Annotated in this window: 13 protein-coding genes; 10 read left to right on the top strand and 3 right to left on the bottom strand. The window is 43.5% G+C overall.

Annotated elements, in window-relative coordinates:
* Window positions 1-4: 4 nt before the first annotated feature.
* The 10 genes from ITJ88_RS08480 (at window position 5) to ITJ88_RS08435 (ending at window position 10,617) form a co-directional block, all read left to right on the top strand.
* On the top strand, window positions 5-1,531 hold the full coding sequence (locus ITJ88_RS08480; protein ID WP_195865346.1) for a glycoside hydrolase family 13 protein: 1,527 nt from the start codon (window positions 5-7) through the stop codon (window positions 1,529-1,531).
* Window positions 1,532-1,549: 18 nt separating this feature from the next.
* Entirely contained in the window at window positions 1,550-2,515 is a 966-nt protein-coding gene (locus tag ITJ88_RS08475; RefSeq protein WP_195865345.1) for a LacI family DNA-binding transcriptional regulator, read from the top strand.
* Window positions 2,516-2,664: 149 nt separating this feature from the next.
* Window positions 2,665-3,897: a sugar ABC transporter substrate-binding protein gene (locus ITJ88_RS08470; protein WP_195865344.1), complete on the top strand. Its 1,233-nt coding sequence runs from the start codon at window positions 2,665-2,667 to the stop codon at window positions 3,895-3,897.
* A gap of 34 nt (window positions 3,898-3,931) precedes the next feature.
* Entirely contained in the window at window positions 3,932-4,819 is an 888-nt protein-coding gene (locus ITJ88_RS08465; RefSeq protein WP_195865343.1) for a carbohydrate ABC transporter permease, read from the top strand.
* An 18-nt stretch (window positions 4,820-4,837) separates the two neighbouring features.
* A complete protein-coding gene (locus ITJ88_RS08460; protein WP_195865342.1) occupies window positions 4,838-5,731 on the top strand; it encodes a carbohydrate ABC transporter permease in 894 nt (297 codons plus the stop codon).
* 180 nt (window positions 5,732-5,911) lie between these two features.
* Entirely contained in the window at window positions 5,912-6,829 is a 918-nt protein-coding gene (locus ITJ88_RS08455; protein ID WP_195865341.1) for an ATP-binding cassette domain-containing protein, read from the top strand.
* A gap of 1 nt (window position 6,830) precedes the next feature.
* Entirely contained in the window at window positions 6,831-7,598 is a 768-nt protein-coding gene (locus ITJ88_RS08450) for an ABC transporter permease (protein WP_023467885.1), read from the top strand.
* A gap of 63 nt (window positions 7,599-7,661) precedes the next feature.
* Window positions 7,662-8,432, top strand: a complete 771-nt coding sequence (locus ITJ88_RS08445) for a hypothetical protein (RefSeq protein ID WP_195865340.1) — start codon at window positions 7,662-7,664, stop codon at window positions 8,430-8,432.
* A complete protein-coding gene (locus ITJ88_RS08440) occupies window positions 8,429-9,655 on the top strand; it encodes a glycosyltransferase family 2 protein (protein WP_195865339.1) in 1,227 nt (408 codons plus the stop codon). Before ITJ88_RS08445 ends, ITJ88_RS08440 begins: the two co-directional genes overlap by 4 nt.
* Window positions 9,652-10,617: a hypothetical protein gene (locus ITJ88_RS08435; RefSeq protein ID WP_195865338.1), complete on the top strand. Its 966-nt coding sequence runs from the start codon at window positions 9,652-9,654 to the stop codon at window positions 10,615-10,617. The genes ITJ88_RS08440 and ITJ88_RS08435 overlap by 4 nt, the downstream gene beginning before the upstream one ends.
* A gap of 52 nt (window positions 10,618-10,669) precedes the next feature.
* On the opposite strand, the gene ITJ88_RS08430 is transcribed toward ITJ88_RS08435, so the two are convergent.
* From ITJ88_RS08430 to amaP, 3 genes are read right to left on the bottom strand one after another with little or no spacing between them, the layout of a single operon-like run.
* A complete protein-coding gene (locus ITJ88_RS08430) occupies window positions 10,670-11,107 on the bottom strand; it encodes an Asp23/Gls24 family envelope stress response protein (RefSeq protein WP_195865337.1) in 438 nt (145 codons plus the stop codon).
* 51 nt (window positions 11,108-11,158) lie between these two features.
* Window positions 11,159-11,365, bottom strand: a complete 207-nt coding sequence (locus tag ITJ88_RS08425) for a DUF2273 domain-containing protein (protein WP_195865336.1) — start codon at window positions 11,363-11,365, stop codon at window positions 11,159-11,161.
* A 20-nt stretch (window positions 11,366-11,385) separates the two neighbouring features.
* Window positions 11,386-11,928 carry an alkaline shock response membrane anchor protein AmaP gene (amaP, locus tag ITJ88_RS08420; RefSeq protein WP_195865335.1) on the bottom strand — a complete coding sequence of 181 codons (543 nt, stop codon included), beginning with the start codon at window positions 11,926-11,928 and terminating at the stop codon, window positions 11,386-11,388.
* Window positions 11,929-12,245 lie beyond the last annotated feature (317 nt).

Genomic DNA, 12,245 nt, shown 5'->3' with positions numbered 1-12,245 from the left:
CGACATGATAAAAAGTCATCGGCATCAAGTAGTCTATCATCTATATCCGAAAAGTTTTCAAGATACGAATGGAGACGGAGTCGGAGATCTGAATGGTATTCGGAAGCGATTGGGTTATCTGCAGAGGTTAGGAGTGGACATGATTTGGTTATGCCCAGTGTACACGTCACCTGGTTATGATCACGGGTACGACGTAGCGGATTATACTTCAATTGATCCCCTATACGGGTCTATGGACGAAATGGAAGCCTTGATTGACGAAGCGAGTCAGCATGATATTACGATCATGATGGATATAGTCGCGAATCATACCTCATACTGTCATGAATGGTTCATCGCATCTGAACATGATCCGGACGGTCCATACGGAGACACGTATATTTGGCGTGACGAACCGACAGAAGTGGAATCTTTTTTTGGGGGTTCTGCTTGGACGTACTCGAGTATACGTCAGCAGTACTATTTCCACTCTTTCGCGAAGGAACAACCGGATCTTAACTGGAAACAGTCGATAGTGGCAAAAGAATTTGCACACATTCTATCGTTTTGGATTGAAAAAGGAGTTCGTGGATTTCGATTTGATGTCATCGATTTAATCGGAAAACAATTTCATCCGCATCGCTGGTTGGATTTTGAACGCGTACAGGAGGGATTACGAGAGATGATGGCATCCGTTGATCGTTCAAATCTTCTTTTAGTCGGCGAAGCAGGTGGTCTATCTCCATCCGAAATTCGTCAACTTCAAGAAGAGGGATTACTTGATGTGGTGTTTAACTTTGAGACGTGCGCTCTTGACGAGGTGGCGGGTAAAAACAAATGGCACCTCCAATCGTTTGATCCAGCGGAATTAAAAAAGACGATTAAAAAATGGCAAGATGAGATGGAAGAAGACGGCTGGAACAGCTTGTTTTGGAACAATCATGATCAGCCTCGCGTTCTCTCTAGATGGTATGACGATGATATAAGAGCAGCAAAAATGCTTGTCTTGCTTCAGCTGACATTACGAGGAACCCCTTTCATTTATCAAGGAGATGAGATCGGAATGACGAACGGAAACATTCAGCAATCTGATTATCAGGATATCGAAACCCTCCGTTATTTACAGCAAGGTGGGGCGATACAGTCCGTTCAGCTGAAGGGTCGTGATCATGCACGTCTTCCGATGATGTGGACGAAAGAAGGTGGATTCTCGACAGGAACAGCTTGGTTACGGGGGATGACCCATGTTGATCGTAACGTCCACGATCAACAACTGGATGATGATAGTCTTCTTCAGGTGTATCGACGTTTACTTTCGATACGCAAGGCAGAACCCGCCTTATTGGATGGAGAAATGAAGTGGCATGAGACACCATCAACGATGATCGCATTTGATCGAATTCATGGTGAACAGTCCCTTCGTATTTTAGTTAATTTGTCGAATCACTCAATCCAACATCGAATAAAGATGGGCAAGACATTAATAGGTGTAGGGGACTACTGTGAAGAGGAACTCGGTCCTTACGCGGCGGTCCTATGCTATACTTTTTGAAGAAGGAAGTGAAGTGAAATGACAGGAATTAAGGATATTGCAAAGGCAGCAGGCGTCTCGATTTCGACCGTTTCCTACGCGTTGAATGGGAGTACGAAAGTGACGGAAAAAACACGTCAACGTATCATGAAAATCGCGGAAGAGTTGAATTACATCCCGAATGCTGCTGCTAGAACGCTGAAGACTCGCAAGACGCATATCATCGGTGCCTTTCTAGGAGACTATTCAGGATCGTTTTACGGCGAGTTATTAAAAGGAATTAATCATGAGTTGTCAGAAACGGGATATGAGCTGATCGTCTGTAATGGACCGGAATCCCATCGCCTCATGACAGAACGGATCGTCGATGGCGGGATAATTTTAGGTCATCGTTTCACCCAAGAACAAATTCTTGGATTTGCTGACCGGGGACATCCGCTGACGATTCTTGATCGAAACATGGATCATCCGAATATCAGTTGTGTGTTACTTGATAATGAGATGGGTATGAGACAAGCGATGCGAACGATAACCGCTACTAAACCACACTGTATTCATCTCGTCGATGGACCGGAAGAAAACCATGATGCTTTCGAACGTCGTGCTGTTGTCTTAGAACAGGCAGACTTAGCAGGTGTTGCGGTTCGTATATGGGAAGGTGGATTTACGAAACGTTCTGGTATCCGTGCTGCAAGTGAAATCCTTGAAGAGTTAAAAGATGGGGATGCCATCGTTTGTTTGAATGATGATATGGCTCTTGGCGTATACGATGTCTTACAAAATACATCATTTCGAATTGGTCTCGATATATCACTGACGGGATTTGATAAGCTTGAGGTTACGAATTATACACAACCGAAAATCGCAAGCGTCAGTTATTCGAAGTTAGATTGGGGAAAGACCGCTGCTCGCGCGTTGCTTCAATTGATTGATAAACGAGAGCGAACGAATGCGAAGATTGACTCAAAGTTCATCGTCGCAGGATCGGTCCTCCAAAAGAAATAAAAAAATAGGTTGTAAGCGCATACATGTATGCTTATAATGTTTATAGAAACGTTTAACCTGTTGCTTTAAGGAAAAACCTTTGTATAAACATTATTTTTTTAGAAAACAATCGAAACGTTTCGATTAATACGAGATGGAGGAATGGAACCATGAAAAAACTCGGACTAGCACTTGCGGTCGGCGCAATATCGGTATCAACATTAGCAGCTTGTTCATCAGGATCTGGAGAAGATGACAAGACATTAACGGTATGGGCAATGGGTGAAGAAGGAAAGGCATTACCGAAGCTCGTAAAAGAATATGAGAAAGCAAACAAAGGTGTCAAAGTAAAGGTTCAGGCGATACCATGGGATACGGCACATGATAAATTGTTAACGGCGGTCGCTTCGAAGAACGGACCAGATGTAGTTCAAATGGGTACATCTTGGATGCCAGAATTCGTTGAAGCAGGTGCTCTTTCAGACATGAAAAAATATGTAGAGAAATACCCGTCTCTTGCAAAAGATAATTTTTATGAGGGTTCTTATGAAACAGTTGAATTAAAAGATGGTGTTTATGGTGCGCCTTGGTACACAGATACACGAGTCCTTTATTACCGAAAAGATGCATTGGCCGATGTAGGATATAAAAAAGCCCCAGAGACATGGGAAGAACTTGAGGATGCTTCGGCTAAGCTTGCAAAACGTCCAGGTGAGAATATGTATGGGATTACATTGGATACGAATGATCAAATGTTAAACTTTATGTTTGCTCGTCAAAATGGATCTGACCTGTTAACAGAAGATAACAAACCGTTATTTAATCAGCCGGAATTCATTGAAAGTGCTGAGTATTTAACAAGTTATTTCAAACAAAAGTATGCTCCGATTGATTTAGGGATGGATATCGTACAAGCATTTGGTGCAAAGGACCCGAATGTTCCGATGTTCATCAGTGGACCGTGGATGATCAATCTGATTAATGATCAGATGCCAGGTATTGAATCACAATGGGGAACTGCAGTGCTTCCTAAAAAAGAAAATAATATTTCATTCCTAGGTGGAGCGAACCTGAGTATCTTTGAAAGTAGTTCTAAAAAAGATCAAGCAGCGAAATTCATCGCGTATATGAGTGAACCAGAAACACAAACAGCATGGATGGAGATGACAAAGTCGCTTCCTTCCACAAAGGAAGCATGGAAAAACGATACACTTCAAAATGACGAGAAACTAAAGACGTTTGGTGAACAAATGAAAGCTGCTCAACCGATGCCTCTTATCTCATCGTGGGAGAAAGTATCACAAACCTACTTGCAGAGTTTCGAGAAAATGTACCGGGGCGATGCAGCGGTCGATAAAGAAGTGGAAGTGTTCCAAAAGAAAGCAGAAACCATCTTAAAATAATCGAAGCGGAAGCTTCAAGGAAGGGGTCCTCTGAATGAGACGGTTGCTCAACCATCAGGCGCCTTATCTGTTCATTGCACCGACCATCATTTTACTGTTTCTGTTTTCGATTACACCGCTTTTCGTCGCTGTAGTTATGAGTTTTACGAACATGGATTTAGCGGGAATCGCAAACTATGCAAACATCGAATGGATCGGTATTTCTAATTATCTTGAAATTTTTAAAGATGAGGTTTTCTTAAAGGCATTAACGAACACGGTTTTTTATGTCATCTTGGGTGTACCTCTTGTCATTACACTGTCACTCTCCATTGCCATTGCAATTAACTTTGGTCGTGGAAAAGTATTTGAATGGTTTCGTGTCGTCTTTTACATGCCGTCGATTACGAACGTCGTTGCAGTCGCCGTCGTTTGGGGATTCTTATTCAATCCCCAATATGGGCTCTTCAACTTTATCTTGAATGCAATTCATTTGCCGGATGTTCCGTGGTTACAAGATCCACTTGTTGCAAAATTATCCTTGATCCTATTAGCCTTATGGAGAGCTGTCGGAATTAACATGATCATCTTCCTCGCGGCATTACAAGGGATACCACGAACGTATTATGAAGCAGCTGCACTGGACGGTGCTAGTACATTTCAGCAAATGTTTAAAATCACGATTCCGCTCTTGCGATATGCCATCTTCTTCGTCACGGTGACGACATTGATTGGATGGATTCAATTTTTCGAGGAACCGTTCATAATGACAGAAGGTGGACCATTGAACTCAACGACATCATTGGCACTGTTCATCTATCAAAATGGTTTCCAACTGAGCAACTTTGGATATGCTGCTGCAGGATCCGTTGTCTTATTCGTTTTAATCATTACAGTCACATTGATTCAATTCCGCGTTCAAAAAAATGATAATCCTTACTAAAGGAAGGGGGACGAGTCAATGATTCCAAAAGAAAAACCTGTGGTTGTAACAGGCAAGGAAGCTCGATTTTCGCCAATCGCGAGTCCGGAGAAAAGACGAAAAAAATTTACTTTTCAATGGGGTCTTGCAACGGTATTGACGTTACTAGGTATTTGTTTTCTCTTACCGTTTTTTTGGATGATTCTTTCTTCTGTTAAAACGGATGCGGAAATATTAGCACTTCCGCTAACAATTTGGCCAAAGGAATTGACTTTTGAACATTACGTTAATTTATTCGTAAATTTAAACTTTTTAACCTATTTGAAAAACACACTTTTGATCGTATTAGCATCATTTTTTGGTCTACTCTTAACAGCGATGGCTGGTTATGGATTTGCCAAGTTTCGTTTTAAAGGGAGTAAGTTGCTATTCATCGGAGTACTCGCCACGATGATGATTCCGGGGCAAGTAACGATGATTCCAGTCTATTTAATGCTTAATCAAATGGGATTAACGAATACGATGACAGGAATCGTTTTACCTGGATTAGTTGGTGCGTTCGGCGTATTCCTATTTCGCCAATTCATGACGACGATTCCAGATGAGCTGCTAGAAGCATCTCGACTAGATGGAGCAAGCGAATGGCGAATTTTCTTCTCAATCGTTCTTCCGATGTCAAAACCTATTCTAGCGGTACAGGGAATTTTAACATTCATTGGAGCATGGAATAGTTTCTTATGGCCACTCATCATCGCGAATGACGAATCACTGTATACTCTATCTGTTGGCTTAGCGTTACTGCAGGGGCAGCATGGTGGGAATTACGGACTGCAAATGGCTGGAGCTACATTCATGGTCATCCCAATTATCATAATCTTCATGATTTTCCAAAAGTATATCATCGAAGGATACAATATTTCAGGTATGAAATAAGTATATGTTTTAATCTCGCGTTCTCTTTTGAGATCGCGTTTTTTTGTAAAAAATCGCTGAATAGTTCGTATGAAAAGATTGCGCGTTACGTCCTCTATATAAAAGTTTTATTGATTCGAGAACAGAAAAAACGGGAAAATCTTGGACATGACTTTGAATTCAAGGAAAGAAGGAATGAAGATGATTCATGTCGAGAACTTGACGAAAACGTACGATGGAAAAGATGTCGTCAAAGGCATCTCGTTCGATGTCGAGGCAGGAGAAATCTTTGCTTTTCTAGGACCGAACGGGGCAGGAAAGTCAACGACCGTCCAGATGCTGACGACGTTGATTCCGATGTCCGGTGGTCGGGCGACGATTCAAGAATTTGATGTCGTTAAACAGGAAAAACAGGTCCGTTTGCAAATCGGGGTCGCCTTGCAAGATACCGGCATCGATGAGGATTTGACCGGGCTTGAATTACTCGTCCTACAAGGAAAATTATTCGGGTTAAGTCAGACGGAAGCAAAAATACGGGCAGAGGAATTACTACGACTCGTCGGACTCGATCAAGACGGCAAGCGTCGGTCAGGCACTTACTCCGGCGGGATGAAACGACGACTTGATCTCGCTTTGACGCTCGTGCATCAACCAACCGTCTTGTTTCTCGACGAACCGACGACCGGACTTGACCCGGCGAGTCGTCTGCAAATCTGGAACGAGGTCCGGCGACTGAATGAAGAGTTCGGAACGACGATCTTTTTGACGACTCAGTACTTGGAAGAAGCCGATCAGCTAGCAGACCGGATCGCGATCATCAATGAAGGGCAACTGATTGCAGAAGGGACGGCAGCTGAGCTGAAGGCAGCAAACGGAGAAGAGCGGATTGAATTGACACTTGCGGAAAAAGAGAACGAACGGATTGTCTTAGAGACGTTTGCCGGTCGTCAGGAAAAAGACCGTCTCGTCATTCCTTCGCGGGGAACGGAGACACTGCGCGCGGTCGTCCGTTTTCTCGATGAACGGAAGATGGTTGCGACGTCACTGGTCGTCAAACAACCGTCACTTGATGATGTCTTCATTCGTTTGACCGGACAAGCTTATAAGGAGGAATCGTGACATGATTCGAGAAACGTGGTTTTTGATGCGGCGGAGTCTACTCGTCACGTTGCGTAATCCGTTTTCTTTTATTCCGAACTTAATCATCAGTGTCTTTTTCCTGCTCGTCTACACGAGTGGTCTCTCAGGAATCTCAAATTTACCGCAGTTCGACGGCGTCGATTATTTGAACTTCATTTTGCCTGTTTCGATCGTCTCAGGTGCTGTTGGTGGAGCAGGGGGAGCGGGTCAAGCGCTCGTCAAGGATATCGAGAGTGGTTATTTCGCTCGTCTGTTGCTGACACCCGTCTCGCGAACAGCGATTGTCCTCGGACCAATGCTTGCCGGGATGCTGCAATTATTTGTTCAAACGTTACTGATCTTCGGGATGGCCTTTTTGCTTGGTCTATCGATTCCAGTCGGTGTCAGCGGCTTTTTCTTGACGATCTTACTCGCGCTTGGCTTTGGTCTCGCCTTTGCCGGTTACTCGGTCGGTGTCGCTTTGAAGACACGGAATGCGCAAGCGGCTCAAGCCGGAACGCTCTTATTCTTCCCGCTGATTTTCCTGTCGACGACGTTTGTGCCGAAAGACTTGATTGAAGCCGAATGGCTCAAGATTGCTGCGACGATCAATCCGACGACCTATATCATGGAAGGGATGCGTAGTGTGTTGACCCGTCCAGAAATCGATTGGTCGGTTTATTGGCAAGGTTTGATCGTCGCTGCTGTTCTTAGCATTGCGATGGTGATCTTTGCTGCGTTGAACGCACGTGGGGCATTGAAAAAATAGGATAGTCTTATCCAATTTAAGGGTATACAGTTGAGGATTCGACGATTAAAGAGGAGGGGTTCAATGAGGCGATATGCGCTGTCACTTTTATTAGTAGTAGGTCTCTTGGCTACTGTTCTTGTTTTGTATCAAATGACGTTTGACATTACAACGTCGATCCTTCATTTCTTATTAGTTCCCGTATTGATCATCATGACGCTCTTGAATGGAAGAAAAAATTTCTTGATATTGATCAGCTATGTTCTTATCATGGGTTTTCTCTATCTCATTTTATCGTGGTATAACGAAGCATCAAACGAGCAACAGTTGTCCTACATCGGACAACACCTCTTATCCTCAGTCGGTGTCTTTTTATACTGGTTGTTCTTACGTCAGTTACGGAGTGTGTTCGAAGAGAATGCATCGCTTCAAAAGCGGGTTGCTTTACTTGAAGGGTTCTCCGCGTCACCTCAATTGCTCTCTTACAGTGAATTTTTAGACCGAACGGATTTCTTGATTGCGGGTGCGAATCGTCGTCAAGAACAGAATATGTTGCTGCATATTCACATTCCATACGCTAGTTTAAACAAGAAAACAATCATGCAACAGTTAACTGATGCTGGACTAAAGGTATTTCGCGCTCATTATGACGTCATGTCGCAACGAAACCGTCAGGAATTCATCATCTTTCTACAAAATACCGATCATAGTGGTGCGGAGATCGCATGGCAACGTTATGAGAATGAACTCCGTCAACGCTTTACGGTACTTGCATTTCCGTTTCAGGTCGAAATTCTTCCTGTACGTTCATCTGTGGAAGAGACGTTGAAGCAGCGGAAGGTGGTGGATCAATGAATCTCGTCTTGAACGTCATCATGGCGATTTTTTGGTTACTTTTACTTTATTATTCTTATCTGACGATTGCCGGCATTCTCGATCGATATGGAAAAAAACAGCCGGTCACTTTAACGGAGTATCCATCGGTCGCTATTTTGATCCCCGCACATAATGAAGGCATCGTCATGCGTCAAACACTCGAGGCGATGATGGGGATCGAGTATCCAGGGAAACTCGATGTATTTTTACTCGATGATCAGTCGCAAGATGAGACGCAAGAAATCGCAATGGAATTTACGACGATGTTCAGTCGAGTCCACTATATTCATGTCCCAAAAGGTGAACCAATTGGAAAATCACGTGTCCTGAACTATGGGCTATCAATCACGGATTCCGAATATTTCTTAATTTTTGACGCGGACAATCAACCGAAAGCGGATACTGTGACACGACTCGTCGAACAAGCGATGACCCAAAAGAATGCGTGTGGAGCGGTTGGAATCGTCAAGACGATCAATGCAACGACGAACCTGCTGACGCGGATGATTGCGATCGAATTTCAAGTGTTTCAGTTAATCATGCAAAGCGGTCGTTGGAAAGCATTCAAAACGGGATCGTTAGCAGGAACGAACATGTTGTTAAAACGGGATGTCATCGAAGAATTAGGTGGATATGATCCGTATGCACTGGCAGAGGATGCAGAATTGACGATGCGGATCACGGCGCTCGGTTATACGCTTCCTGTCGTCTACGAGGCGGAGACATGGGAACAAGAGCCGGAAACGATGAAAGTATACATGAAGCAACGGACGCGTTGGATGCTCGGAAACATCTATTTGTTAGAAAAATCGCTTCGGACACGAGATTTTTGGAAAGGAAGCACGCTCGTCCATTCCTTGCAGCATATCATGACGTACCTCCTCTTCATCTTCTTGTTGTTAATCTCTGATATCGTTTTAATCCTTGGACTATTTGGTTATGCTTTCGATGAGGCGACGACGCCACTCATCATGTTTTGGTTCATGACGTATCTTGTCTATACGATCCAAATCTTAGCGGCGCAAGAACTCGAAGGAACTGCCACTCCGAAGAATGTCCTCGTCGGGTTGATCATGTACTTTACCTACGCCCAATTATTCGTCATTCTTTTATTCCGCGGAATGTATGCATATCTCAAAAGTAAGGTACGCAAAGAGGTCATCGTCTGGGATAAGACGAAGCGCGTCAAGATTGAGTCATGAAAAAAGGACTAGGGATTGGTCTACTCATCATTTTGTTAGCGGGGGGAGTTTGGTATTTCGTGCAAAAACAAGAGGATGATATCGTTCAACAAGTAGAAGCGGACTATATGCAAGACGGTATCATTCGTGCTTATGATCGTTCAGATGCCCAACGTCTGTCGGAGAGTCTGGGTCAGTATATGCAATATGTATTATTGATCGATGATGAAGAGCGATTCAAAGAACAAGTACAGATACTGAACAATCATTTTTTAGTTGAGCGCGGATCAGATGTATACATCAAATGGGAGTTGGGTGAGAAAACGGCAACGAATGCCTGGATTGACGACATTCGTATATCGGAAACGTTAATGAAAGCTGGCAAACAATTCAATGAACCGACCTATTCAAAGCTTGCGGGTCGAATCGAGACAACCTTACTCAAGCGGCAACGAATAAACGGTAAAATCGTTGACTTTTACGATTGGGATTTACAACAGGCGACGGATGTACTCCACTTGAACTATTTAGAACCACCAGCGCTGAAACGATTGAAATTACTCGATTTCGCAAAAGAAAGAGTGGCTCAAGCGAAACGAGAGGGACCGTTCACGGCAGAACTATACTATGCGAATCAAGATGAATCAAAGTGGGCAGATGACAAAGTCGTGAATATGATTGATCAAGTCTTGATTGAACGATTACGCGTAGGCGTGACCGGTGAATCAGACGCGTCTTTTCGATCGTTCATCTCTAAAGAATTGAAGAACGGGAAGGTATATGCGCGTTACGACCGTTCATCAGCGACACCAACGATGAAAGATGAATCAAGCTCCGTCTATGCTTTGCTCGTTCCTCTTTTGAACGGCGAAGAGCGTTCTTTCGTACTTAAGCGACTGCGTGAGATTGAGACGACGAATGCTAAAGAGACGCACGTGTTTGACGTGCTGAATAAAGCAGTCATTTTAAAAGAATTTGAATAAGAAAAAAGCTGGAACGGATTTTTTCCGCTTCCAGCTTTTAGTTTGCTTGTGATTACTTGATATCGCGTTTTTCTTCCTCTTCTTTCGACGATTTACTTTTTGCGTCGAACTCAGAACGTGTCATGACATCTTCGACATGCATATTGATTTCGACGACATCGAGTCCTGTCATATCATGGACTGATTTTTTGATTTTCGTTACAGCGTCTTGGAAGATCGACGGGATGTTTTTGCCGTACTCGACGATGACTTTTAAGTCGAGTGCGACTTGTCGTTCGCCGACTTCCGCGTCAATGCCTTTTGTGATATCTTCCGTGCTCCGGAAACGATCTGTCAATCCACTCATGAAGCCACCGCTCATTGAGAGGATACCTTTGACATCATTTGATGCGATACCGGCGATTTTTTTAATGACTTGATCTTCGAATGTGAGTTTGTTTTCGCGTACTACTTCGTTTTCGTTTTGTTTAGTGTTGATTTCGTTAGCCATGAGAAATCTCTCCTTTTAGTGTGAGTTAAGTGATTTTTATTTTCTATATGCTCAATCCCGCTGAAAGAACTGAATCCATCCTTCGACATCGAGCGCATTATCCCGCCACTGACCGATCAAGTAACCGATTGTTGCGAATACGATGATTAACAACGTCGGTCCAAAACCGATCGTCAAGAACAAGATGGCGAGGATCAGTCCGACTAGACCGCCGAGTAGACGGTAGCGATACGGACGAAGTGCTTCGTTCGTTTTCATGATCTTCCTCCTCTCGTATCTTAGACGACACGTTCAGACGTTTTGGTCTTCGTGTCACTGATCCGGACGCGTGTTTTTGTGACAGGTAGTTCAAGCATCGATTCGACTGCGTGTTTGGCACGTTCTTGAATGTCTTTGCCGATTGTCGGCAAACCTTCTTGACCGAAGACGGAACAGTCGACTTCTAACGCGACGGTTTCTTTTTTCGAGTGAATGTCCGCGTTGACGCGTGGCGAACGTACGCCATTGATACCGCGAATCGATTCGAGTGCCGTTCGTTCGATCGTTTGCTTTGAAATCGTGATATTCCCGTCACCCGTCTGAATCAGGAGACGTTGTCCTTTTGAACGACTGAGTAGTCCAGTGAATAATAGAATGACAAATACGAATGCTAGGAAGCCACCAAGTGATAAAATCGTGTAGCTATACCATTGTTGATCTTGCCACTGTTCAATCAAAGGACTGAGTCGTGGAACATCATAGACGCCGAGTACAAGAAGACCGACGCTGACTAAACCGAGAATGCCGATCAAGACGAGTAGGAAACGATTGAATCCGTTCATGTTACACCTCTCCTTTCTGTCGTTAAATTGTTTTAACGTGGTTGTTCTACACATGAAATATTATGTGTATGGTGAGAATATTCCCGCTCAAACGAACTCGAAACATGAAAGTGCACTTTGAATTAAAAGACTATTTATTCTGAAAATTTATCTGTTTATTAGAAAAATAGTAGATGAAATACGGCTTTATGTACTGAAATCAAGAATATTATGATGTCAGACGGGTTTAAGCATTCGCGAAAAATATCTATCACGAATAGTATTCAATGTCAATATAGAAAATCAACTCCATCAAAAAACTCCTCTCATGCGGTCAT

It is taken from the genome of Exiguobacterium abrahamii (assembly GCF_015645365.1).
Classification (GTDB): Bacteria; Bacillota; Bacilli; order Exiguobacteriales; family Exiguobacteriaceae; genus Exiguobacterium_A; species Exiguobacterium_A abrahamii.
Note: the sequence above shows the minus strand (reverse complement) of the source record. Positions and strands in the feature narration are given on the sequence as shown.